This window comes from Paenarthrobacter sp. NPDC056912, from assembly GCF_042786555.1.
Lineage (GTDB): Bacteria > Actinomycetota > Actinomycetes > Actinomycetales > Micrococcaceae > Arthrobacter.
Genome location: NZ_JBHUCD010000009.1, coordinates 139,502 through 162,958, shown reverse-complemented (window position 1 = coordinate 162,958; position 23,457 = coordinate 139,502). Strand labels below are relative to the sequence as shown.

Annotated in this window: 19 protein-coding genes; 7 read left to right on the top strand and 12 right to left on the bottom strand. The window is 64.2% G+C overall.

Features of this window, described 5'->3' with window-relative positions:
• Positions 1–23: 23 nt before the first annotated feature.
• Together ACFRJ9_RS12040 and ACFRJ9_RS12035 are read right to left on the bottom strand one after the other, a co-directional pair.
• Positions 24–968, bottom strand: coding sequence for a carbohydrate ABC transporter permease (locus ACFRJ9_RS12040; protein ID WP_377667964.1), 945 nt, complete (start codon positions 966–968; stop codon positions 24–26).
• Positions 952–1,995: an ABC transporter permease gene (locus tag ACFRJ9_RS12035; RefSeq protein WP_377667961.1), complete on the bottom strand. Its 1,044-nt coding sequence runs from the start codon at positions 1,993–1,995 to the stop codon at positions 952–954. Before ACFRJ9_RS12035 ends, ACFRJ9_RS12040 begins: the two co-directional genes overlap by 17 nt.
• Before the next feature lie 234 nt (positions 1,996–2,229).
• Here ACFRJ9_RS12035 and ACFRJ9_RS12030 point away from each other — a divergent pair, with 234 nt between their 5' ends.
• From ACFRJ9_RS12030 to ACFRJ9_RS12020, 3 genes are all read left to right on the top strand, one after another.
• Entirely contained in the window at positions 2,230–3,276 is a 1,047-nt protein-coding gene (locus ACFRJ9_RS12030) for a hydroxyacid dehydrogenase (RefSeq protein ID WP_377667958.1), read from the top strand.
• A complete protein-coding gene (locus ACFRJ9_RS12025; protein ID WP_377667956.1) occupies positions 3,276–4,370 on the top strand; it encodes a LacI family DNA-binding transcriptional regulator in 1,095 nt (364 codons plus the stop codon). The genes ACFRJ9_RS12030 and ACFRJ9_RS12025 overlap by 1 nt, the downstream gene beginning before the upstream one ends.
• A 180-nt stretch (positions 4,371–4,550) precedes the next feature.
• Positions 4,551–6,971, top strand: coding sequence for a polysaccharide lyase 8 family protein (locus ACFRJ9_RS12020; RefSeq protein WP_377667953.1), 2,421 nt, complete (start codon positions 4,551–4,553; stop codon positions 6,969–6,971).
• Positions 6,972–7,138: 167 nt separating this feature from the next.
• Here the strand turns inward: ACFRJ9_RS12020 and gabT are convergent, their stop codons facing one another.
• Both gabT and ACFRJ9_RS12010 read right to left on the bottom strand, forming a co-directional pair.
• Entirely contained in the window at positions 7,139–8,494 is a 1,356-nt protein-coding gene (gene gabT, locus ACFRJ9_RS12015; protein WP_377667950.1) for a 4-aminobutyrate--2-oxoglutarate transaminase, read from the bottom strand.
• A 59-nt stretch (positions 8,495–8,553) separates the two neighbouring features.
• Positions 8,554–9,984 carry a gamma-aminobutyraldehyde dehydrogenase gene (locus tag ACFRJ9_RS12010; protein WP_377667948.1) on the bottom strand — a complete coding sequence of 477 codons (1,431 nt, stop codon included), beginning with the start codon at positions 9,982–9,984 and terminating at the stop codon, positions 8,554–8,556.
• 144 nt (positions 9,985–10,128) lie between these two features.
• Between ACFRJ9_RS12010 and ACFRJ9_RS12005 the strand changes: the two genes are divergently transcribed.
• From ACFRJ9_RS12005 to ACFRJ9_RS11995, 3 genes are all read left to right on the top strand, one after another.
• On the top strand, positions 10,129–11,571 hold the full coding sequence (locus ACFRJ9_RS12005; protein WP_377667946.1) for a PucR family transcriptional regulator: 1,443 nt from the start codon (positions 10,129–10,131) through the stop codon (positions 11,569–11,571).
• Between the two features lie 65 nt (positions 11,572–11,636).
• The gene (locus ACFRJ9_RS12000) at positions 11,637–12,911 is read left to right on the top strand and encodes an MFS transporter (RefSeq protein WP_377667943.1); all 1,275 of its coding nucleotides are present in this window, start codon (positions 11,637–11,639) and stop codon (positions 12,909–12,911) included.
• On the top strand, positions 12,908–13,588 hold the full coding sequence (locus ACFRJ9_RS11995; RefSeq protein ID WP_377667940.1) for a FadR/GntR family transcriptional regulator: 681 nt from the start codon (positions 12,908–12,910) through the stop codon (positions 13,586–13,588). Before ACFRJ9_RS12000 ends, ACFRJ9_RS11995 begins: the two co-directional genes overlap by 4 nt.
• 61 nt (positions 13,589–13,649) lie before the next feature.
• On the opposite strand, the gene ACFRJ9_RS11990 is transcribed toward ACFRJ9_RS11995, so the two are convergent.
• From ACFRJ9_RS11990 to ACFRJ9_RS11970, 5 genes are all read right to left on the bottom strand, one after another.
• Positions 13,650–15,011: a rhodanese-like domain-containing protein gene (locus ACFRJ9_RS11990; protein ID WP_377667937.1), complete on the bottom strand. Its 1,362-nt coding sequence runs from the start codon at positions 15,009–15,011 to the stop codon at positions 13,650–13,652.
• Between the two features lie 86 nt (positions 15,012–15,097).
• Positions 15,098–16,564 carry an FAD-dependent oxidoreductase gene (locus ACFRJ9_RS11985; RefSeq protein ID WP_377667935.1) on the bottom strand — a complete coding sequence of 489 codons (1,467 nt, stop codon included), beginning with the start codon at positions 16,562–16,564 and terminating at the stop codon, positions 15,098–15,100.
• Between the two features lie 20 nt (positions 16,565–16,584).
• On the bottom strand, positions 16,585–17,847 hold the full coding sequence (gene cobA, locus ACFRJ9_RS11980; RefSeq protein ID WP_377667933.1) for a uroporphyrinogen-III C-methyltransferase: 1,263 nt from the start codon (positions 17,845–17,847) through the stop codon (positions 16,585–16,587).
• Positions 17,848–17,970: 123 nt separating this feature from the next.
• Complete coding sequence (locus ACFRJ9_RS11975) at positions 17,971–18,762, bottom strand: DNA alkylation repair protein (RefSeq protein WP_377667930.1); 792 nt, start codon at positions 18,760–18,762, stop codon at positions 17,971–17,973.
• Between the two features lie 15 nt (positions 18,763–18,777).
• A complete protein-coding gene (locus tag ACFRJ9_RS11970) occupies positions 18,778–19,689 on the bottom strand; it encodes a glutaminase (RefSeq protein ID WP_377667928.1) in 912 nt (303 codons plus the stop codon).
• Positions 19,690–19,899: 210 nt separating this feature from the next.
• Between ACFRJ9_RS11970 and ACFRJ9_RS11965 the strand changes: the two genes are divergently transcribed.
• Entirely contained in the window at positions 19,900–20,274 is a 375-nt protein-coding gene (locus tag ACFRJ9_RS11965; protein WP_377667926.1) for a hypothetical protein, read from the top strand.
• A gap of 49 nt (positions 20,275–20,323) precedes the next feature.
• Here the strand turns inward: ACFRJ9_RS11965 and ACFRJ9_RS11960 are convergent, their stop codons facing one another.
• The 3 genes from ACFRJ9_RS11960 to ACFRJ9_RS11950 all read right to left on the bottom strand — a co-directional run bounded on the left by ACFRJ9_RS11960 (position 20,324) and on the right by ACFRJ9_RS11950 (position 23,403).
• Positions 20,324–21,388 (bottom strand): LLM class flavin-dependent oxidoreductase, encoded by a 1,065-nt coding sequence (locus tag ACFRJ9_RS11960; protein WP_377667924.1) that lies wholly within the window; start codon positions 21,386–21,388, stop codon positions 20,324–20,326.
• A gap of 349 nt (positions 21,389–21,737) precedes the next feature.
• Positions 21,738–22,682 (bottom strand): ABC transporter permease, encoded by a 945-nt coding sequence (locus ACFRJ9_RS11955; RefSeq protein WP_377667922.1) that lies wholly within the window; start codon positions 22,680–22,682, stop codon positions 21,738–21,740.
• Positions 22,672–23,403 (bottom strand): ABC transporter ATP-binding protein, encoded by a 732-nt coding sequence (locus tag ACFRJ9_RS11950; RefSeq protein ID WP_377667919.1) that lies wholly within the window; start codon positions 23,401–23,403, stop codon positions 22,672–22,674. The genes ACFRJ9_RS11955 and ACFRJ9_RS11950 overlap by 11 nt, the downstream gene beginning before the upstream one ends.
• Between the last annotated feature and the right edge of the window lie 54 nt (positions 23,404–23,457).

The following is a 23,457-nucleotide window of genomic DNA, read 5'->3' as shown; positions in this document are numbered from 1 at the left end:
CCTTTCAAGAATGGAGAGTTTGACTAGCCTTTGATGGCGCCGGTGAGGACGCCCTTGGTGAAGTACCGCTGGAGGAACGGGAACACGATCACGATGGGGATCAGTGAAATCACGACGACGGCCATCTGGATCGCCTGCGACGGCACCGCGATCTCGGCTACTGCGGAGTCGCCCATGGGCTGTCCGAGAAGGACGTATTGACGAAGAATCATGGACAGCGGCCACTTGTCGTCGTTCAGGTAGAGCATCGCGTTGAAGAACGCGTTCCAGTAGCCCACCGCGTAGAAGAGTCCGACGACGGCCAGCACGCCTCGCGAGAGTGGCAGCACCATCTGGACCAGGATCCGGAAGTCCCCCGCGCCGTCGATCTTCGCGGCCTCGAACAGTTCCTGCGGGAGGTTCATGAAGAAGGACCGGACCACCACCAGGTTGAACGCGCTCATCAAAGTGGGCAGCACCAGCGCCGCGTAGCTGTCCAGGAGGCCAAGCTCCTTGACCATGAGGAAGCTGGGGATGATGCCCGGGCTGAAGAGCATGGTGAACAGTGCCGTCATGAGGAAGAAGCGCCCGCCCACTAGGTCACGCCGGCTGAGGCCATAGGCCATGGCCACCGTGACGATCAGTGAAAGAGCCGTGCCGATCGTGGTGATAAGCAGTGAGCGGATCAACGCATCAGTCACAACGCCGCCGGCAAAGATGGTTTGGTAGGCAGCGAACGTGGGCTCTTTCGGGAAGAGGACCAGTCCGTTGTTGTTGGCGATCTCGCTTTGGCTGGAAAGGCTGGTGGCCAGGACGGCCAACAGCGGGTACAGGGCCAGGAAGCAGATGACCACCAAGGCAATGACCTTGGAAACCTGGACGGCCGTCTTGGGTTTCTCCATCCAGACCGGACGGGTGTCCTTGTTCTTCGGGCGGTTCTTTGGGCGGCGGCCCAGGCCGGTCACCATCGTGCTACTTGGATTTGCCATTGGAATAGACACCTTCCTGTCCAAAGAGATGGGCCAGCTTGTTGGCGCCGAGCACCAGGATCAGGCCGACAATGCCCTTCACCAGTCCTACGGCCGCCGCGGGACCCCATTGGCCGTCCTGGATGCCGTGGAAGTACACATACGTATCCAGCACTTCTCCGGCGCCGGGTCCCACGTTGTCCCGCTGTAGAACGATCTGTTCGAAACCGACGGACAGGATGCTGCCCAGGTTGAGGATGAGCAGCAGGACGATGACGGGCATGATCCCCGGGAGGGTGATGTGCCACAGCCGGTGTCGTGCGTTCGCTCCATCCACGGCCGCGGCCTCGTAGAGCTCCTGATCCACGTTCATGAGGGCTGCCAGGAAGATGATGGTGCCCCAGCCGGCGTCCTTCCAGATGGACTGGATGGTGACCAGAAAGGGGAAGAACTCGGGTGTGGTCATGGCGTCGAAGCGCGGAAGGCCCAGGTTCTCCAGCAGGTGGGGAACCGCTCCCGTGGCCCCTAGGACCTCCGAGAAGACGGCCACAATGATCACCCAGCCGATGAAGTGCGGCAGGTAGACCACGCCCTGCACGAACTTCCGGATCTTGTTGGAAACGATGCTGTTCAGCAGCAAGGCCAAGCAAATGGGTACAGGGAAGAACAACGCCAACTGCAGTCCGGTGATCACCAAAGTGTTCCGCAGGGCTTCCCAGAAGGCGCCGTCCTGGAACATGGCCGCGAAGTTGTCCAGGCCCACCCAGACGCTGTCCACGAAACCGAGGTAGGGCTTGTAGTCCAGGAACGCGATGATGTTGCCGGCCAGCGGGACGTAGTGGAACACCACGAAGTACAGGAAGCCCGGCGCGATCAACAGCAACATGACCTTGTCGCGTCGGATCCGGGCCATGAGGCTTTTCGTTCTGTCCCGCGCCGGGTCTTGTGCCGCGGGCGATCGACCACGACGGCGGCCGTCCGCCACCGGGGCCGGCCCGCCGACGTCGTGCGACGCCTTGGGTGTAAGGGTCTGGCTGTTGCTGCTCATGTATTTCCTCTGTGTGCGCCGTTGGTGGCGGATGTGGAGTGGCCCGGCGCTCTCCGCGCTCTACGGCTTGAAATAGTAAGCGTTTACTATGGAGAACAAGGTACCCATGAGAATTGTGTGATGTCAATAACACGCCATTCAGCCCGCATTTGCTGAGAATTCAGGATTGACAGCCCTTCAACCACGCCTCTACTCTGATTTTCGATAGCAAACGCTTTCTATAGTTTTCTACCTATGAACTGGATGGAACCCGCAGTGACCACCAACCACCAGCAGGCCGGCACTATCAAGGCTGCGTTCGTGATGGGCCGCAACAACCTGCCCACCCTGTTCAGCCCTGAGGACCTCGCCCGGCTGCGTGGAATCGTCACCCTGCCGGATGCGGAGCCAGTAGCCGATTTCACTGTCCCGGGCGCCTTCGAGCTCCTTGCCGACGCGGAACTCCTCATCACCGGATGGGGCGCACCCACCATTGATTCCTTCGTGCTGGACCACCTGCCACGCCTGCGTTGCATCGTCCATGCGGCAGGAACGGTCAAGACGTTCTTGTCGCCCGAGGTCTATGCACGCGGGATCCAGGTGTCGTCGTCGGCGGCAGCCAACGCCGTTCCGGTGGCGGAGTTCACGTTCGCCGCAATAGTCATGGGCCTCAAACGGGCGCGCCGGTTCAGCGAACAGCTGCGCGCCACCGGAGCCTCCCGCAATGCTGCCGGCTTCCCGCCCATCGGAACCAACGGCGTCACCATCGGCTTGGTGGGAGCCTCCCGCGTCGGACGCCAGGTGATCGGATTGCTCAAGAACCTCGACGCCAGGGTGCTGGTCTACGATCCCTATCTTGACGCCGTCGAGGCCTCAAACCTTGGAGTGGAATCAGTCGCGCTGGACCAACTGTGCGCACTGTCCGACGTCGTCAGCGTCCACGCGCCTGACATCACCGAGACGCGCGGCATCATCGGTGCCCGGCAGTTGCGCCTCATGAAGGACGGAACGCTGGTCATCAACACAGCCCGTGGTGCCTTGATCGATGCCGCAGCCCTGACGGCAGAACTCGTTTCCGGCCGCCTCGACGCGTATCTTGACGTCACAGTCCCCGAGCCCTTGCCGGCAGACTCAGTGCTGCACACGCTCCCCAATGTGGTGCTTACTCCCCACATTGCCGGGGCAATGGGCAACGAGATCCACCGTTTGGGCAGCCACGCCGTGATGGAAGTCCGCCGATTGAGCGAGGGCTTGCCCTTGGCCTATCCGGTATTGGCCGCGGATCTTGCGAGAATCGCCTAGTGACTGACAACAACTCCCCCACAGCTTCAAACCATGCCCGCGGCGGCAGCGGCGCCACCATCGCCGACGTCGCGCAGGCCGCAGGCGTGTCAGTGGCCACGGTTTCACGGGCACTGAGCGGAAACTACCCCGTGGCAAAGGCCACGCGTGAGCGCATCCTCCGTTCAGTGACGGATTTGGGCTATGTGGCCAACGCCCATGCCCGGGCCTTGGCGGGTGCCACCACGCGCACCGTTGGCATCATCATCAACGACGTCGCCGATCCCTTCTTCGCCTACATTGCCCGTGGCGTGGAACGCCAAGCGAGCGCTGAGGGGCGGCTTTGCCTCATCACCGCCACCCATGGGGACAAGGAACGCGAGCTTGCGCTGGTTGACCTCATGCGGGAGCAGCGGACCGATGCGGTCATTGTGGTGGGCGGCGCCTCCGACGACCCCCGGTATCGCAAACAAATGGCGGACCGCGCCCGCGCACTCGCAGCGGCCGGCTCGTCGCTGGTTCTGTGCGGACGCCCATCACTGGGCCCGGGCGTCCCCACCAAGATGGTCACCTACGACAACGAAGGAGGCGCCTTCGCCATCACCGACTACCTCATCTCGCAGGGGCACCGCAGGATCCTTTACGTCGGTGGCCCGCGTGATTTTTCGACGACGGCGTCCCGGTTGGCCGGTTTCTACCGCGCCCTGGACGCGCGAGGGATCGAACGGGACCCCGCCTTGGTCCACGAAGGCGCCTTTGGCCGCGGCTTCGGCTACAGCCGCATGCGCGAACTTCTGGACCAGGACCTGGGTTTCACGGCCGTCTTCGGCGCCAATGACCTCGTAGCCGCCGGCATCCTGGAGGCGCTGGAGGAACGCGGCATCCGGGTCCCGCAGGATATTTCGGTGGTTGGCTACGACGACGTTCCCGTGGCCAGCGAGCTGCGCCCACGGCTCACCACGGTGCGCGTTCCGCTCGAAGAACTGGGCCGCGAGGCAGTCCGCCTTGCGCTGGCCCAGACACCGCACGACGCCGGAGCCTCCTCTGACAACACCCTCACCGTTGGTACGCACATCGTCATCCGGGATTCGGTGTCCCCTCCCAACAGGTCCTGAGCACTTCTGTTCATTTCTGTTGAGGGGCCCGGGAACCGGACATAAAGTTGCGGAAATCCCATCACCCCCAGCCACCCAAGTAACTCGCAGTAGTGGTTGTTCCCAACGCTGGGAACAACCACTACTGCCAGCCAGTCGGGTGGCATGAACGGAGCAGTTTTGAACTTCACAGGACCCACCATGAGCCGCAGGACCCTCTTCCGCACCGTGGGTGCGACCGCACTTGCCGGTGCACTGCTCGCGCAGGCCGGACCTTCGTTTGCCTCCCCCGCCGGCGGGCTACAGGAACTCATCAACCGCCGGCGCCTGGTACTCACTGGCGGCCAGAGCGCGGCTGACGTCCCGGAACTCGCGGCGCAGCTCGAAGGAATGGGCAAGACCACTGAAAAATGGTGGACTTCCATGGACAAAGCCCCGGCACGGACGTCTTTGTGGAGCGACATTCCGCTGACGGGCATCGGACAGTCCACAGCTGCCACCGGCAACATGGGCCTGCACTTCAACCGCCTCTATGACATGGCCTTGGGCTACGCAGTGCCGGGCAACCCCTTCGCCGGAAACCCGGACCTGGCCGCCGACATTGTGGCTGGCCTGCAATTCCTGAACGACACGGCGTACAAACCTTCCACGAAGGCCGCGGGCAACTGGTGGTTCTGGGAAATCGGCGTCCCCCGAAAAGCCGTGGATATCTTGACCCTGCTTTATACCGAGGTCCCCGAAACCCTGCGCACGTCCTTGCTGGCAGCAGTCCGCTGGTTCGCGCCCAACCCGAATTGGCGTGGTCGTGCTACATCCTTCGCGGAGACGGGTGCCAACCGCGTGGACAAGTCCCTGGCGTGCTGCATGCGCGGCATCCTGGACAACAACGCAGACGAGATCGCCTTGGGCAGGGACGCCTTGAGTGACACCGTCCGCGGCGGAGTCAACAGTGTGTTCACCTATGTGACCAGCGGCGACGGTTTCTATACCGATGGCTCCTTCGTGCAGCACAGCTATCTTCCGTACGCCGGGACCTATGGCGTGGTGGCCCTGGCGGGAATTGCCGAGATCATAGCGATGCTCGGTGGGAGCACATGGGCGGTCAATGACCCGAAACAATCCGTACTCCTTGACGCAGTGGAAGACACCTATGCCCCGTTCGTGTGGGATGGCCGGATCATGGACACCGTTAGAGGCCGCGCCGTCTCCCGCCAACGGGAACCCGACTACGTCAGCGGCTTCGGCCTGATCTCCGCTGTGCTGCTGTTGGCACCGGGCTGCGAGGAGCCGTACCGTTCCCGTTTCCTGGCGCTGGCCAAGGGCTGGCTGGAACGCTGCGCAGACCAGAAACTGGTGGGGCATCCAAGCCAAAGCCTGGCGAAGTCCTTGCTGTCCCTGGGAGTCCTCTCCGACGCCTCCGTTGTCTCGGCGCCGGCTCCGGTCTACAGCCGGATGTTTGCCGATCAGGACCGGCTGGTGCACCACCGTCCACAGTGGGGCTGCACGGTGAACCTGTCTTCCAAGCGCATCGGCAGGTACGAGTGGGGCAACAGCGAGAACAACCTCGGCTGGTACCAGGGCGACGGCATGACCTTCCTCTATACGCGGCAGGATCCGTCCCAGTTCAGCGCAGACTTCTGGCCCACCGCTGATCCCTACGCCCTGCCCGGAACCACCGTCAACGATCAGGTCCGGGCAAGCGGAGCGGGCGGGGCAGGCACAGGTATCCCGCGGGCTTTCCAAGCCTTCGCCGGCGGCCTCACAGTGGACCAACGGTGGGGCGTCATCGGCATGGACCACCTCAACCACAACAAGACCCTGTCCGGCAGGAAGTCCTGGTTCTTCCTGGATGATGCCGTGGTCTGCCTGGGCGCCGGCATCACCGGCACAGGTGGCGCTGGAGTCCAGACCACGGTGGAGAACAGGGCCTTCGCGACAGGAACCGTGCCTGCGTTGCGGACCGATTCCCGGAATCGCCGCATGGCACCAGGGGACGCGGCCGTGAAGCTCAAGCGGTCTGTGCACATTGAAGGCCACGGCGGCTATGTGTTCCTGGACGCGCCGGGGGTTTCGGGCGCACCGGACGTGGCCGTGGTCCGCCGAACGGGTAGCTGGTTCGACGTGAACTCCGGAGCAGACACCGGCGGATCAACCGATCCTGTCACCCGGGACTACGTCACCGTCACGCACCGGCATGGCGTGGATCCGGCAGGTTCCGGCTACGCGTACATGGTGCTGCCTGCCGCAGCCCACTCCACCACGTTCTCCCAGTCGGCCAACCCGGACGTGAAGGTCCTGGCCAACTCGGCAGAGCTACAGATGGTGGAAGTGCCGAAGGAAAAACTGGTCCTGGCCAATTTCTTCGCCGCAGGCGTTGGCGGCGGCTACACGGCCTCCGGGCCCTGCACCATCGCTGCCCGCCAGGTTGGAGACCAGCTCACTCTGTCCGTGGCAGATCCCTCGCGCACGCAAGCCTCGGTCAGGGTCACGCTGCCTGGCTCTCAGTGGCGCACGCTGGAGCAGGCCGATGACGGCGTGGCCTTGGTCAGCACCAGTCCGCTCGTCATCGAAGTCCAGCTCGACGGACATGGCCACCAGAAGAACCTGACACTCGGCACCTAGCCCAGGGCCGCCGTCGAGCACACGCGCCGAGTTCGCGGGAAGAGTGCGAGATCGCAGGCAAAGCTCCCACGAACTGGGCAGGTTCCCGCGAACTCGGGATGCCTGGGCGGGACAAAAGAGGAGGGCCGGGAAAAATCCCGGCCCTCCTCCTGTGTTGGCGGTAAGGGTTACGCGTTGGCCTTGATGGCTGCGGCGAGGACCTCGAGGCCGTCGAGGAGCAGCTCGTCGTTGATGACCAGCGGCGGGAGGAGGCGGATCACGTTGCCGTAGGTGCCACAGGTCAGGATGATGACACCTTCCTTGAGGCAAGCAGCGGCAACGGCCTTGGTGAGCTCGGCGTTGGGTTCCTTCGAGCCGGGGACGACCAATTCGATGGCCAGCATGGCGCCGCGGCCACGGATGTCGCCAACCACGGAAACATCAGCAGCCAGTTCGCGGAGCTTGCCCAGGGCGAGCTCTTCGATGTGGCGGGCGCGGCCGTTGAGGTCGTGCTGTTCCATGGTGTCGATGGCAGCCAGTGCTGCTGCGCAAGCAACCGGGTTGCCACCGTAGGTGCCGCCGAGGCCGCCCGGGTGAACGGCGTCGAGCAGGTCGGCGCGGCCGGTGATCGCGGACAGCGGGAGGCCGCCGGCGATGCCCTTGGCCATGGTGATGATGTCCGGGACAACACCTTCGTGGTCAACGGCGAACCATTCGCCCGTGCGGCAGAAGCCGGACTGGACCTCGTCGGCGATGAAGACGATGCCCTTTTCCTTGGCCCATGCGGACAGTGCCGGCAGGAAGCCTTCGGCCGGAACGATGAAGCCGCCTTCGCCCTGGATGGGTTCGATGATGATCGCGGCAACCTGGTCGCCACCGATCTGCTTCTCGATCATGGTGATGGCGCGCTTGGCTGCCTCGGCACCGGTGATTTCCGGGTTCTCTTCACGGAACGGGTAGCTCATGGGCATGCGGTAGACCTCGGGCGCGAACGGGCCGAAGTTGGTCTTGTACGGCATGGCCTTGGCGGTCAGAGCCATGGTCAGGTTGGTGCGGCCGTGGTAGGCGTGGTCGAAAGCAACCACGGCGTCGCGGCCGGTGGCCAGGCGTGCAACCTTGACGGCGTTCTCCACGGCTTCAGCGCCGGAGTTGAACAGCACGGTGCGCTTGGCGTGGTCGCCCGGGGTGAGGCGGTTGAGCTGCTCGGCAACTGCAACGTAGCCCTCGTACGGGGTGACCATGAAGCAGGTGTGCGTGAAGTGTGCAGCAGCTTCCTGGACGGCGGCGACGACGGCGGGGTCGGACGCGCCGACGCTGGTCACGGCGATGCCGGAGCCGAGGTCGATGAAGGAGTTGCCGTCGACGTCGCGGATGATGCCGCCGTCGGCGTCTTCAACGTAGACGGGGACGCCCGAGGCGACGCCGGCAGCAACGACTGCGGAGCGACGCTCGGCCAGTGCCTGCGACTTGGGCCCGGGGAAGGCGCCGTTGATGTTGCGCTTCTGCTCGATGCGGTACGAGAGTTCGTTCGCGGTGGTGGTCATGGGGTGGTTGCCTTTCTGGGAAATTCGTACGGGTTACGCGAACGCGTTACGCGACTGCGTTATGCATCCAATGCACTCATCACGTGCTTGATGCGCGTGTAGTCCTCGACGCCGTACATGGAGAGGTCCTTGCCGTAGCCGGACTGCTTGAAGCCGCCGTGCGGCATCTCTGCCGTCAGGAGGATGTGAGTGTTGATCCAGACCGCACCGAAGTCCAGGTCGCGGCTCATGCGCATGGCCGTGCCGTGGTCCGTGGTCCACACGCTGGAAGCCAAGGCGTATTCGACGTCGTTGGCCAGTTCGAGCGCTTCTTCTTCGGTGCTGAACTTCTGCACCGTAATGACCGGGCCGAAGGTTTCCTTCTGCACGATGTCGTCGGTCTGCTTGGCGCCGGTGATGATGGTGGGCTCGAAGAAGAAGCCCTTCTCGCCTGCACGGTGGCCACCGGTCTCGATCTTGCAGTTCGCCGGAAGGTGCTCCACCACGGAGGTGACGGCGTTGAAGTGGTTCACGTTGTTGAGCGGGCCGAAGTAGTTGTCTTCGTCGTTCTGCGAACCGGTCTGCAGGGTCTTGGTGTGCTCCACCATGGCTGCCACGACGTCGTCGTGGACCGAATCCTCGATCAGCACGCGGGTGATGGCCGTGCAGTCCTGGCCGGCGTTGAAGAAGGCGAACTCGGCGATGGCCGCTGCGCTCTTCTTGATGTCGGCATCCTTGAAGACGATGGCCGGAGCCTTGCCGCCAAGTTCCAGGTGGGCACGCTTGAGGCCCTTGGCTGCGCCGCTGGCAACTGCGATGCCTGCGCGGACGGAACCGGTGATGGAAACCAAGCCGGGGACCTTGTGGTCAACCATCATGGCGCCGGTTTCGCCGGTGCCGAGGACAACGTTGAGAACGCCGGCCGGGAAGATCTCGCCGGCGAGGCGGGCCAGCACCAGCGTGGATTCCGGGGTGGTGTCGGACGGCTTCAGGACAACCGTGTTGCCGGCAGCCAAGGCGGGGCCGATCTTCCAGATGGCCATGAGGAACGGGTAGTTCCACGGAGCAACCTGAGCGACGACGCCGATCGGTTCGCGGCGCACGTAGGAGGTGTGGCCCTCGAAGTACTCGCCTGCGGACTTGCCTTCAATGATGCGTGCAGCACCGGCGAAGAAGCGGAGCTGGTCTGCGCCGGCGGCAACTTCCTCGGAGGCGATCAGCGAACGGACCTGGCCGGTGTTGCGGTGCTGGGCTTCGACGAGTTCGTCGCTGTTGGCCTCCACGGCGTCGGCAAGCTTGAGCAACATCAGCTGGCGCTGGCCAGGGGTTGCCTTCTTCCACGACTTGAAGGCCTCGTTGGCGGCGGTCATTGCGGCGTCGACGTCAGCCTGCACCGAAATGGGCGATTTTGCGACAACGTCCCCGGTGGCCGGGTTCACGATGTCCAGAAGACCCGTACCTGCCGGTGTGACGAATTCGCCATTGATGAAGTTTTGCAAGGTTTGAACCACGGTGTGCAACCCTCTTTCGGTGTCTGGGCTTGGGTTTAACTGATCAGAGCCTATGCCAGGGAGGGTATCCAAGGAATAGTCAGCTGCACACAGAAGAAGCCGCCGCTTAGTGCGCTTGACCAGCGCCGGGTTAAGCTTTTAAGCATGGCAATGTCCCTCGCTTCGCTCGTCGCTGTCCCCTCCCTGAAACTCCGGCAATCCGGCCTTTCGGACACCACGCTGAACCAGGACATCAGTTGGGTAGCGGTGACGGAGCTGGAAGATCCCCAGCGATTCCTCAGCGGCGGCGAATTGGTGCTCACTACGGGATTGCGACTCAAGAGCGCCGCGGATCAGAGGCGGTTCGTCCGTCAGGTCCAGCGTGCGGGTGCAGTGGGAATCGGCTTCGGCATCGGCCTCACCCACGAGTCCGTTCCGGATGCGCTCATCGCCGAAGCCAACCGGTGGGGCTTGCCGTTGGTGGAGGTGCCTTATGAGATTCCCTTCATCGCGATCGGCAAACTCGTGGCCGAGTCGCACTCCGCGGACCACTACTCCAACCTGGAGCGGCTCCTGGCCGGGCACCAGATCCTGGCACGCTCACTCCTCACTGGCGGTGGCCTGAACGAACTCCTCAAGCAACTCGGCAGCATGCTCCGCACTGATGTGGTGCTCACACAGTTCAGCGCGCAGCTTTACAACAGCGTGGTGGGAAAGCCGGCCCCGACGGCGGATGGCTGGGCTTCGTATCCGATTCCCACCGGCCGCAGGGATGCCTGCACTCTGTGGCTGCGGCAACCGTTCGTCGATTCCGGGATTGTGAGCTACGCGCAGAACCTCATCAGCGTGGAGCTCAACAATATGGTCAAGCAGCGCCAGTCGCAGCGCGCCATGGCCGGCCAAGTGCTGGACGACGTCATTCACGGCACCCTGGAGACCATCGAGGCCGCGCGTCGCCTGGCTGGCGTGGGCATCAACAGCACGCGCAAGAACGTGGTGCTCGTGGCCGAGTCCGCGGCACACCACAAACAACTGATCAGCATTTCGTTGCCCCAAGCGCTCGAAGCCGGCGTCAGCGCCGTCGTCGGTAAGGACCTGGTCACTGTCATCAGCGACGACGGCAGCTCGGCCACGGACCTGGCCAAGAGCCTCAGCGACCATCTGCAGGAGGCCGGAATCCATGCGTTGATCGGGATCGGCGGCGCCTACACCAAGCCGAACGGCTTGCGTTGGAGCTACTTTGAAGCGCGCGACGCCGTGGCGCACGGCTTGCCGGTCAACGAGCCGGAACGGCTGAGCCTGACGTCCCTCCTGCTGGCGAGCGAGGACGTTCCCCTCGCGGACATGGCCAGCGAGTCGCTCACCCCGCTGCGGAAGTTCGACTCCGCCCACGGCGCCGAACTGGTGGCCACCCTGGAAAGCTACCTGAACCATAACGGCTCCGTGGCGGCGGTTGCCGAAGCCCTCACGCTGCACCGCAACACGGTGCGGTACCGCTTGGCGCAGATCACGGAGCTCACTGGCTACGACCCGTCCCAGACGCAGGACCGGGTACAGCTCTGGCTCGCCCTGGCCGTGCAGCGGCTGGGTTCCAGAAACCCGCGCTAGGCACCGCACAGAGAGGTTCGCCACAGAAGTCTAGACATTAGACGTCAAACGTCTAACCTTTAGATATGGCTGCGACGACCCCTCTTACCCCCACGACAGGAAACATCCCTACGATTGCCACCGCCCAGGCAGCATCTGCCCAGGCGGTCCCCAAGACGCGCGTCGTCGCCGTCGTCGGCATTATTGCCGTGGTGCTCATCGGACTGAACCTCCGCGCCGGCATCACCAGCGCCGCGGCTCTTTTCCACGAACTGCAGCAGGTCCTCGGCTACGGCGCCTTGGTCGCCTCGATCCTGCCGTCCATCCCGCTGCTGTGCTTCGCGGTTGCGGGCATGGGAACGTCGTGGCTCACCCGCCGCGTCGGCGTTGAGAAGGCCATCGCCATAGCTCTGGCCCTGCTTGCCGGCGGTTTGCTGTTGCGCGGTGTTCCGGTGACGGGCGCCCTGCTTGGCGGTACGGTCCTGGCCATGTCCGGCCTGGCCGTGTGCAACGTTGCCATGCCGTCCTTCATCCGTGAGCACTACTCCGAGCGCACGTCCATGATGACCGGCCTCTACACCTTCACCATGTCCGGCGGAGCCACCTTCGCCGCAGTCGTCAGCGTTCCTTTGGCCCAACAGCTCGGCTCGCCGTCCATGGGCCTGGCCGCCTGGGGATTTCTGGGCGTCGCGGCCCTGCTGGGTTTCCTGCCGGTGGTCCTCCACTCCCACCGGAATGCCACCAAGACCGAGCGGGCGCGTGTGTCCATGTGGCCCCTGCTGCGCACCCGGCTTGGCCTTTTGATCACCGCGATCTTCACATTCCAGGCGTTCCTTGCCTACGCAGTGATGAGCTGGTTCGCCTACATCCTCACCTCACAGGGCCTGAGCGCTTCCGAGAGCGGACTGCAGTTCGGTGTCATGCAGTTGGTGTCGGTTGCCGCCGGAATGATCCTCCTGGCAGTCGGCTCCAGGCCCGGCATGCTGCGGCCCGCCCTTTATCTCGCCAGCAGCTCCACACTCCTGGCAATTGCCGCCATGATCTGGCTGCCGACCTCCCTGGCCGTTATTCCGGCCGTTCTGTTCGGGTTCGGATTGGGTATCTTCCCGCTGGTTTTGGTGATCATCAGCCGGAGCGGACGTTCGACGGCGGAAACCACCGCACTCTCCACCATCGCCCAATCACTGGGATACTTGATTGCGGCAATTGGCCCCTTCGGCATGGGGCTGCTCCACAGCGCTACGGGTGGCTGGGTGTTGCCCCTGAGCCTGCTGTCCATCGTGGCCGTGGCGCTCATGGTTACCTGCCACATGCTCACGAGCAAGCGCACTGCCACCAAGACCGGACCGAGGACAGCATGACCCTTACCCCTTCGCATCGCCCGGCCCTCGCCGAGGAGATCACCGCAAAGTTGCGGGACATGATCAAATCCGGTGAATGGCCCCTGCAGGAACGCATCCCCGCAGAACCAGAACTCATGGCGAGCCTCGGCGTTTCGCGCGGCACCCTCCGCGAAGCCATCAAAGCGCTGGCGCACTCCGGGATGCTCGAAGTCCGCCGCGGAGACGGCACGTACGTCCGGGCCAACAGCGAGATGTCCGGCGCAGCCCAGCGCATGTATTTGGAGCACACCCAAGAGCACATCGTGGAAGTCAGACTTGGCCTCGACACCCAGGCTGCCCGCCTGGCCAGCAAGCATGCCACCACCGAGGACATCGCCGAGATGCGGCGACTCCTGGCACTACGCCACGATCACTGGCTGGCCGAGGACTACCCGGCGTGGGCGCGCGCCGATTGGGACTTCCACGAACGCGTCGCCCAGGCTTCCGGGAACCCGCTGCTCCGCCAGCTCTACGTTTCTTTTGGCGGCGTCTTCCACGATGACCTCCTCCGCCAGCAGCGCAAGGGCGGCTTCAACGGCATCCCCCGCGAAGGCCATGACGAACTGGTGGACGCCGTGGAAGCCCACGACCCCGAGGCTGCCGTTCGCAGCGTCTACCGGAATTTGGACTACTGCGCGGACCAAAGCCTGCGGTAAACCCGTTGTTGGCCCGCTGTCTCGTTGTTGCCCAACCACGGTTTAGCGGGGCGGCAACGTCTTATGGCATCGTCTCGATCCCTGCCCCGGCCGCGTCCCTGAATCTGGCGTTGATCAGCACCACGTCACGCCCGGCCCGGTCCAGCAGGCTGGCCGCAACGCTCGCCCGGTAGCCCGTGGCACAGTGCACCCAGATCCTGGCTTCCGGCAGCTCCGTGACCCTTCCCAGCAGTTCGTAGACGGGCACGTTCAGGGCACCCACAACGTGGGAGGCTTCGAATTCTTCCGGGCGGCGAACGTCCAGGACCACGTCATCCGGTGTCCTCGCACTCAGAAGCCCGGCCCAGTCCTTGTGCGGGTACGAACGCTGCGGCGTCTCCGGTGCCAGAGCTCCCGGATAAGGCCCGACGGCGGCATCCGGACTTTCGATGCCGATCCTCGCCAGGTCACGGATCGCCTTCTCCACCTCATCCCGAGGCCCCAGCAACGTCAGCGGTTGGTTCCACGGGATCACCCAGCCAAGGTAACTGGTGAAATTGTCGCCTTTCCCGTACTCAAAGCTCACGCTGCCGCTGAGGTGGCCGTCCGCAAAAGCCACCCTGTGCCGGAGGTCCACCACCCACTCCCCTGCCCTCAACCTACGGCCCAGTTCCGCCGCTTCAACGGAGTCCGGCACCGTCAGGTTCGCCGGGCCAACCCCCGACGCGTTCAGCGGGCTCATGTGGGCGTAGTAGGCAGGATAGGCCGTGATGTTCGCCAGCAGCTCTGAGACGAAGTGGTCCTCGTCGGGGTCCGTCAGGGCGTGGTTGGACTCGGCTTGCTCGCGGATGGTTGACGATTCCTGGTGGCTCGCGGGGCCGATCGAGCAAAACGATCCGAAGCCGTGGGTCGGGTAGAGCGCCGATTCGGGATGCGCCGACTCCACCAGGCGGCGGACCGAAGAATACTGATCATGGGCCAACGCCGCGGTGTCATGGGGTGAGACCAGGTCCGTCCGCCCCACTGAGCCGTAGAGCAAGCTGCCGCCGGAAAACACGGCCGCAGGGCCGGCGTCGTGCGTGTCCCGGACCACGTACGAAAGGTGCGTGTGCGTATGGCCGGGAGTGGCAACCACCCTTACCAACAGGCGGCCAACGTGGAGAACCTGGCCATCAGTGACAGGGACCCGGGCAAACGAAACCTCATCCGCACCGTTCACCAAGTACTGGGCCCCTTGCGCCTCTGCCAGGACCGGCCCACCGGTGACGTAATCGTTGTGGAGGTGGGTTTCAGCGACGTGCGTGATACGGACGCCGGCGTCGCGGGCGGCAGCTACAACCCGGTCAATGTCCCGTTGCGGGTCGATCACCAACGCAACGCTGCCGTCGTGCACCAAGTAGCTCCGGTCCCCCAGCTGGGGCGTTTCGATGACGACGACGTCCATGCTTCAGGGTACCGCTGAGGGTTAACCCCGTTAAAGCAGCAGCGGGGCCACTCGAAATGAGTGACCCCGCTTGCCGGAACAGAAAACTAGACCTGTGCGGCTACACCATCACGGGAGATGTTGACCATGTCCTCGCGCGGAACGACCTTGACGCGCTCACGCTTGACCTCAACACCGTGGGTGGTGCCGGCCTCGGTGGCTGCTGCGCCGAGGGCGAGCTCGTGGGCGTCCAGTGCCAGCCACCCTTCCCAGCTGGTGAACTTCACGCCGCGGGAGTCCAGGAGATCCACCACGGCCTCAGCCGCGGGAACCTCGGCAACCGGCAGGTTCTCGCGGTCTTCCAGGAGGTACGTGACGGTTTCCAGGGCATCGCCCTTGGTGTGGCCGATGAGGCCAACGGGACCACGCTTGATCCAGCCCGTTGCGTAGAGGCCCGGCACGTGCTGGCCGTCGGCGTCCAGGACGCGACCGCCGTCGTTGGTCACGACGCCCTTCTTGTGGTCGAACTCGACGTCCGGCAGGGCCGAACCGAAGTAGCCGATGGCGCGGTACACGGCCTGGATCGGGTAGTCGATGAATTCGCCGGTGCCGCGGGCGTTGCCCGTGCCGTCCAGTTCAGTGCGCTCGAACTTGATGCCCGCAACCTTGCCGGGAGTTTCGGCGGAGTCAACAATCTCCACCGGGCTGTGCAGGAAGTGCAGGTGCAGGCGGCGGGACGCCTTGAGCTCGGAAAGGTCCTCGGGCTGCTCGGCGATCCAGTTGGTGAGCGTGCCAACCATGGTCTTGATCTGGTTGTTCGTCTGCACCTGGCGGTCGGACTCTTCGTCGAATTCGAAGTCCTCGGCGTAGAGGATGATGTCCACGTCCTTGGAGTGCGAGAGTTCGCGGAGTTCCAGCGGGGTGAACTTCACCTGTGCCGGGCCGCGGCGACCGAAGACGTGGACGTCCGTGACCGGGGAGCTCTTCAGGCCGGCGTACACGTTGTCCGGGATTTCGGTGACAAGCAGGTCATCGGCGTGCTTGGACAGGACGCGGGCAACGTCCAGGGCAACGTTGCCGTTGCCGAGGACAGCGATTTCGGTGGCTTCCAGCGGCCATTCACGGGAAACGTCCGGGTGACCGTCGAACCAGGAGACGAAGTCGGCGCCGCCGAAGGAACCTTCGAGTTCGATGCCCGGGATGTTCAGGTCGGCGTCCTTGATGGCACCGGTTGCGAAAATGATGGCGTCGTAGTGCTTGCGGAGGTCTTCGATGGAGATGTCCGTGCCGTAGTCCACGTTGCCGAAGAAGCGGATGTCGCCGCGGTCCAGGACCTTGTGCAGGGCGTTGACGATGCCCTTGATGCGGGGGTGGTCCGGGGCTACGCCGTAACGGATGAGGCCGTACGGTGCCGGGTAGCGGTCAAAGAGGTCGATGCTGACTGTGAGTTCGCCGCTCTTGACGGCCTCGCTCTTGGTCAGGATGTCCGCTGCGTACACGCCGGCCGGGCCGGAGCCGATGACGGCGACGCGAAGCGGACGGTCCGCAGAACCTACGGGGGTGCTAATTGACACGGCTGTGTTCCTTCTTCTTCTCAGTTACTGCGGACGCGGGGACGATTGGGGGTGATGGTGCTGTAGTCAGCGGTCTTGAAATGCTGCGGCGCGAAGGGGCTGACACGGACCACATCGCCGATGACAATGACCGCTGGATTGGCCACGCCGACGGCTTCCGCCTGGTCCGCGATGGTCCCCAACGTGCCGATCGTGACGCGCTGTTCCGGCAAATACCCGTTCTCAACGATACCTACTGGAGTGCCCAAAGGCAGACCCGAGCCCGCCAAGGCGGCCGCGGACTCGCGCAATTGCGCCACTCCCATGAGCAACACCACAGTGTGATCGGGCCGGGCAGGGACCTCGGAAAGCTCTTCGTGTCCTGTGACAACGCTGAAACCCTTGGCCAGCCCGCGGTGGGTGACAGGGATGCCTGCAGCGGCCGGAACCGAAATTGCCGACGTCACGCCGGACACCACTTCAACCTCGACGCCGTTCTGCCGGCAGAATTCTGCTTCCTCGCCACCGCGCCCCAAGACATAGGGGTCGCCGCCTTTGAGGCGGACCACGCGGTTACCCTGCAGGGCTTCGTCCACGAGGATCCGGTTGATCTCCAGCTGCGGAACCGGGTGGTGGCCGGGTGTCTTGCCCACCTCGATGACGCGGACATCGGGGGCAAGTTCCTTCAGCAGCTCGCGCGGGCCAAGACGGTCAGCAACCACGACGTCGGCCTGGCCCAGCAGGCGCCTGCCGCGGACGGTGATGAGTCCCGAGTCGCCAGGACCGCCTCCGACCAGCGCGACGGAACCGCCGGCTCCCGGCTTACGGTGACGGCGCAGCGGCAAGTCCCCGGTTTCGAGGGCAGTGGCTACGGCGTTACGGAGCGCCATGGCACGGCGAGGGTCTCCCCCGGCGTTGATGGCGATCTTCACATCGTCCACTACGGCCACGGCGGGCGTCCACGCGGCTGATGCTTCGTGATCGGAGGCATTGACGCACCAGATGCGCTGCGCTTCGGCGTCGGCGGCAACCTGGGTGTCCACGGCGGAAGTGCCCGTGGCGGTCTGAACGAACCAGACGCCGTCGAGGTCTGATGTGCGGTACTCGCGCGGCTCCCAGGTGAGGAGTCCGGCGTCGGCGAGTCCGCGAAGTGTTTCGGACGCAACGGGAGCCACGACGGTGACTTTCGCACCGGCGTCGAGCAGTCCCTTGGCGCGGCGCTGCGCCACCGGTCCGCCGCCCACAACCAGCACGGGGCGGCCGAGCAGCCGGAGTGCGGTGGGGTAAATGTCCTGTATTGCCATAAAAAAACTGTAGGGCGGGCTCGTAACATGCATCAAAGGCTCGGAAACACCCGGTAACGCTGGGTAATCCAGCGTCACAAACCGTTGCCGCCCTTGCCGGGGTTTGGCCTGTTTTTGCGCGGATTAGCTGGGGGCGACCCTGTCTTTGAGCGTCAGGTAATACGCGCGCTGTTCCTTGCCCAGATGCTCGATGGCGTAACGAAGCGTTGTCCGGGGCATGGTGGCCGCGTGTTCGTCGAGAAACGCCAAGAGGCGTTCGCGGCTGCTTCGCCCGGCGTCACGGACCCAGCCGCCGGTGGCCTTCCGGATGAGGTCCTCTTTGTCGTGGAGCAGGATCTCGGCGATCGCGAACGTGTCGTCCAACTGCCCCTCCCGGAGGAAGGCCGACGTTGCAACAATGGCCGTACGGCGCTCCCACATGTTCTGCGAACGGGCCAGCTCATACAGCGGATCCCGCGGTTTATCCAGGAGCCAGCCGCCCACCACGTTCCCGGCACCGAGATCCACCAGGTCCCAGTTGTTGATGCGGTCATGCCTTCTCAGATACAGCTCGTAGAGGTCACCGCGGCGTTCATCGGTGGTTTTCTTCTTCTGTGCCTGCAGCGCCATGATTTTCACGGCGCCCGCGCGGGCCTCGTGAATGTCCTGCTCCAGGAGTTTCTCGATCTCCTCCGGATGCATGGCCGCGAACTCCTTGCCGAGCGTGAACACCTCACCCATGCGGACGCCCATGAAGAAATCGCCCTCGCCATAGTCCCCCTCGCCGGTCTTGAAGTAGCGCTGGTACTTGGCTTGCTCCACGTCCGACTGGCGGGTTTTCAGGCGTTCCAGGAACCCGACGGCGGTGGGCTGGGTTCCCGGCGCCAGCGCGGCAGGCTTGGCTGCCTTTGGTGTCTTTCCGGCCTTGGGGGTCATCCCTCAATAATGCGCCTAAAAAACGGACCAGCCAGTACGCGTGGTGAATTCGTCCAGCGCGGCCACGCCGGCCACCGAGTTGCCCGACCTTCCCAGGCCAGGGCTCCACACGCTGATGGAGCACTTGTTGGGGACCACGGCCACGATGCCACCGCCGACGCCGCTCTTGCCCGGGAGCCCGACTCTGTACGCGAATTCGCCCGCGGCATCGTAGGTACCGCAGGTGAGCATGACGGCGTTGATCCTCTTGGTCTGCGCTGGAGAGAGCAACAGTGTCCCGTGTGCCCCCAAGCCGTTGGACGCAAGGAACCGGGTTGCGAGCGCAAGTTCCTCACAGGTCATGGCCAGGGCACATTGCCTGGCATAAGAGTCCAGGACATCATCCACCGGGTTCTCCAAGTTGCCACAGCTTGCCAGGAAGTGCGCCAACGACGCATTGCGGTGTCCCTTACCCAGCTCGGACAACGCCACAGTCTGATCCGTGTCGACCCCTGCGTTGCCTGTCTCTTGGCGCATCAGGGCCCGGACCGCATGGGCGGCGTTGCCCGTCAGGCTGAGGAGCCGGTCCGTCACGACGATCGCACCGGCGTTGATGAACGGGTTCCGGGGTATGCCTTCCTCGCTCTCCAACTGAACCAACGAGTTGAACGGGTTACCCGAAGGTTCGCGGAAGACGCGCTTCCAGATTCGATCGCCGTCCGAAGCCAACACCAAGGCGAGGGCGAAGACCTTGGAGATGCTTTGAATGGAATACTCCACATGGGCGTCCCCGGCTGAGAACACCTGGCCCTCCCGGGTGACTACCGAGATACCGAACTGGTGCGGGTCCACAGCCCCGAGTTGAGGGATGTAGTCGGCCACTTTTCCTTGGCCGACGTGCGGTTGAACTGCTCCGACGATGTCTTCAAGGAGGTTCTGAATGTCCATGGGGCAACCTTTGCTTTCTGCATCGTCCCCTCGTCATTGAAGGGACAGACGTGTGCTCCTGCGTTGTTGGCGCAATTGCGCACAGCCAGCAACATTACCGTTTTGGGCTTCACGTGGTGCGTCCACGCCCAGCGGTTGGCGACCGTGAGGGTCCTTGTCCGCGCGGCCTGGATCTTGGTTGGTAGGGACCACGACCGTTATGGTCGGAGCATGAAACGCGCGTTCGCGTCAGGTGCCCTCCTTCTCTTGCTTCTCATGCTGACCCCGCTGCTAGCTGGCTGTCTGGGCGACTACTCGGCATCCGGCGACTGCGAAGATCTTGCGAACGAGCTTTCTCCGGTCATCGAGAAGTCCATCGGGTCCGCGCCATCCTTAGACAGCGCGTGGGGCGATGGCGGGATGATGCCATGGTGCCGGATCGACTTCACAACGGCCGAAGAGTACGCGCCCGACAATGAGCGTCTCAGCGCGCTGAAGTCCGAAATCGAGGCCGGAATGGCGGACTGGTCAAGTGGCGTCGTCGTGAAAATACATGGGGGCAACGACCGCAGCATTGAAGTTCTTTCGCCTGACGAACAGGACTGACCGCTGCGAGAAACCCCGAATGGCAGCCTCGTGCCGTCACCATTGGCTGCTAGATCGCCTCACCTTGCACCGGGTCTTCCCAGTTTGGCGTCCACCCGAAGGCGGGGGCGATGTGCTTGGCGACGTTACCCAGGAGCTTGGCGTTGTAGTCCACACCCAACTGATTGGGCACAGTGAGCAGGACTGTGTCGGCAGCCTGGACGGCTGCGTCCTTGGCCAGCTCGTCTGCCAAAGCGTCAGGCTCCCCGATGTAGCTCTTCCCGAAACGGGACAACGCGCCGTCCAGGATTCCTACCTGGTCCTGGCTGTCTGCCTGGGCGCGGAGGCCGAAGTAGTGGCTGTCCACGTCGTCGACGATGGGGATCACGCTGCGGCTGACCGAAATCCTTGGTACGAAGTCATGCCCGGCAGCGGCCCAGGCCTCGCGGAAGAGACTGATCTGCTCGGCCTGGAGCTCATCAAAGGGCACGCCCGTGTCCTCGGTGAGGAGGGTTGAGCTCATGAGGTTCATGCCCTGCTCTGCTGCCCACACCGCCGTCTTCCGGGTGCCGGCGCCCCACCAAATTCGCTGTGGAAGGCCAGCTGATTGCGGCTGGATGGGCAGCAGGCCGGTCGCCCCACCGGCGTAGTGCGGGTCTGCCTCGGCGACACCGTGCCCGGCGATGGCTTTCCGGAACAATGCTGTGTGGCGGCGGGCCATGTCTCCTGGATCCTCGCCGTCGGCCGGGACGTAGCCGAAGTTTGCGGCACCGTTCCGCGCGGGTTCGGGTGAACCACGGCTCACGCCGAGCTGGAGCCTGCCATCGCTGATGAGGTCCGTGGCGGCGGCTTCCTCGGCCATGTAGAGCGGGTTTTCGTAGCGCATGTCGATCACGCCGGTACCCATCTCGATACGGCTGGTCCTTGCGGCTATGGCGCTGAGGAGCGGGAAAGGCGAGGCCTGCTGCCGGGCGAAGTGGTGCACACGGAAGAATGCGCCGTCGATGCCCAGTTCCTCGGCAGCCACGGCAAGGTCGATTCCCTGTTTGAGGGCCTCGCCGGCTGTGGGCACCAGCGAACCTGGAACCCGGGCCCAATGGCCGAACGAGAGGAAGCCGATCCGTTTCTTATGCATGTTGGGGACAACAGCACTGGGGGCCGGGTAATTCCGCAGTGTCCGCTCGCGGTGGTTACCGCCAAACGCACCCGTAACCACCGGCGCACTCAGCGCGAAAGGGTGCGGACCCGGCGCGAACCGGTGCCAACGGCGCGAAAGGGTGCGAGGCGACGCAAGAGCCCGACGGCGGGAGGTCGCCGTCGGGCGTGTACGTTTCGTTGGCAGAGCTCGCACCCCTTACCGCCGTACGCACCCGTAACCACCGGCGCACTCGGCGCGAAAGGGTGCGGACCCGGCGCGAACAGGTGCCAACGGCGCGAACAGGTGCGGACCCGGCGAAGGAGTGGTGCACCCGCTCGGGAAGCAACTACCGGCTGCTACCCGCCAGCAAGCCCCGACGCTGCAGCAAACGCTTCTCGATCGGCCCGAAGACCAGGAGTTCGATCAGGATGCCCACGGCCAGGATCAGCAGGATCGCGGACATCACCACAGCCATGTCGGACAGTGCGCGTCCTTGGTCGAGCAACGAGCCCAGGCCGAAGCCGATGGTTCCGCCCACGGCGATGATTTCCGCAGCCATCAGTGAGCGCCAGGAGAAGGCCCAGCCCTGTTTCAGGCCGCCGATGTAGCCGGGCAGGGCCGCGGGCAGGACGATCTGCAGCGCCATCTGGAGCCGGTTCGCACCGAGGACCGTGCCAACACTGCGGTATTGCGGCGGGATCTGGTCCACGCCGGAGATCAGGCCGTTGATGATGGACGGGATGGCTCCCATGAAGACAACGAAGTACACGGTGGCATCCGTCAGGCCGAACCAAATGATGGCGGCCGGAACCCAGGCCACGGAGGGCAGGACCTGCAGGCCGGAAATGAGCGGACCAAACGCACGGCGCAAGGGAGCAACCTGAGCCAGCAGCAGGCCAACCGGTGTTGCGATGACAACGGAAATCAGGAAGCCGACCAGGCCGCGCTGCAGTGAGGTCCACACCGATTCCTGGACCTTGCCTTCGCCCCAAAGGGTGACCAGCTGGTTGAGGACATCCAAAGGACCTGGAACCTGGTCGCGCCGCTTGAGCCCGAGGGAAACGTAGAACTGCCAGACCAATACGAGGACCACCAGGGCAGCGACTGGAAGCAGAACGCGCTTCCATTCGATGCCGTTCTTGCGGCCGGTGTCCGATTGCAGGTTGTCCAGGCCCGCTTCCAGGTCGCGGAGTTCGGAGGCATTGCCCTTCAACGACGGCGACGTGATGTGCTCTTTGGATTCAGTCACGGGAAGTGTCCGCTCGTCGGTGGTGATGGGGTTACTTGGCATGGCGGCGGATCTCCTCGCGAAGGCGGCGGGTGATGGTCCCGGTGAGCTCACCGGCACGACCCGGATCAGTCCGATGCTCTTCGCTGACTTCCCATTCGGCCACCACTCGGCCCGGACGAGAAGACAGCAGCAGCACGCGCTGGCCGAGCCGCACAGCTTCGCGGACGTTGTGCGTCACAAACACGATGGTTCGCCCGGTCTCCTTCCAGATCCGCTCTAGCTCGTCGTGGAGGAGGTCGCGGGTGATGGCGTCGAGAGCAGCGAACGGCTCGTCCATCAGCAACAGTTGCCGGTCCTGGGCGAGCGAACGGGCCAGGGCTACGCGCTGCCGCATACCGCCGGACAGCTCGTGCGGGCGCTTGTCGCCGGCGCCACCAAGATGGACCAGATCCAACAGCTCGGCAGCCCGCTGACGGCGACTGGCCTTGGTGCTGGACTTGTCCGCCAGTTGCAGCGCCAACTCGATGTTGCCGCGCGCTGTCAGCCAAGGAAACAGGGACGCGTCCTGGAACATGAAGGCGGCGCCGTCGCTGGGTACTTCAAGGGCGCCCGACGTCGGCTGTTCCAGTCCCGCCATAATGTTCAGCAGGGTGGACTTGCCGCAGCCGGACGCGCCAAGGAGGGCAACGAACTCGCCCTGCGCGATAGTGGCGTTGACGTCGTCCAGCACCGGGGCGCCATCGCCGAAGCGCTTGCCCAGGTTCTCGAGTACGACTGGCATGTTCCCGTCCTTCATGTTGATTGGTGGAGCTGATGTGGCTAAAGGCCGGTCCGC

Bases quoted from the DNA above. Each gene is read 5' to 3' on its own strand.
- ACFRJ9_RS12040 (WP_377667964.1), bottom strand. From the start codon at position 968: ATGGCAAATCCAAGTAGCACGATGGTGACCGGCCTGGGCCGCCGCCCA.
- ACFRJ9_RS12035 (WP_377667961.1), bottom strand. From the start codon at position 1,995: ATGAGCAGCAACAGCCAGACCCTTACACCCAAGGCGTCGCACGACGTC.
- ACFRJ9_RS12030 (WP_377667958.1), top strand. From the start codon at position 2,230: ATGAACTGGATGGAACCCGCAGTGACCACCAACCACCAGCAGGCCGGC.
- ACFRJ9_RS12020 (WP_377667953.1), top strand. From the start codon at position 4,551: ATGAGCCGCAGGACCCTCTTCCGCACCGTGGGTGCGACCGCACTTGCC.
- gabT (WP_377667950.1), bottom strand. From the start codon at position 8,494: ATGACCACCACCGCGAACGAACTCTCGTACCGCATCGAGCAGAAGCGC.
- ACFRJ9_RS12005 (WP_377667946.1), top strand. From the start codon at position 10,129: ATGGCAATGTCCCTCGCTTCGCTCGTCGCTGTCCCCTCCCTGAAACTC.
- ACFRJ9_RS12000 (WP_377667943.1), top strand. From the start codon at position 11,637: ATGGCTGCGACGACCCCTCTTACCCCCACGACAGGAAACATCCCTACG.
- ACFRJ9_RS11995 (WP_377667940.1), top strand. From the start codon at position 12,908: ATGACCCTTACCCCTTCGCATCGCCCGGCCCTCGCCGAGGAGATCACC.
- ACFRJ9_RS11990 (WP_377667937.1), bottom strand. From the start codon at position 15,011: ATGGACGTCGTCGTCATCGAAACGCCCCAGCTGGGGGACCGGAGCTAC.
- cobA (WP_377667933.1), bottom strand. From the start codon at position 17,847: ATGGCAATACAGGACATTTACCCCACCGCACTCCGGCTGCTCGGCCGC.
- ACFRJ9_RS11975 (WP_377667930.1), bottom strand. From the start codon at position 18,762: ATGACCCCCAAGGCCGGAAAGACACCAAAGGCAGCCAAGCCTGCCGCG.
- ACFRJ9_RS11970 (WP_377667928.1), bottom strand. From the start codon at position 19,689: ATGGACATTCAGAACCTCCTTGAAGACATCGTCGGAGCAGTTCAACCG.
- ACFRJ9_RS11965 (WP_377667926.1), top strand. From the start codon at position 19,900: ATGAAACGCGCGTTCGCGTCAGGTGCCCTCCTTCTCTTGCTTCTCATG.
- ACFRJ9_RS11960 (WP_377667924.1), bottom strand. From the start codon at position 21,388: ATGCATAAGAAACGGATCGGCTTCCTCTCGTTCGGCCATTGGGCCCGG.
- ACFRJ9_RS11955 (WP_377667922.1), bottom strand. From the start codon at position 22,682: ATGCCAAGTAACCCCATCACCACCGACGAGCGGACACTTCCCGTGACT.
- ACFRJ9_RS11950 (WP_377667919.1), bottom strand. From the start codon at position 23,403: ATGCCAGTCGTACTCGAGAACCTGGGCAAGCGCTTCGGCGATGGCGCC.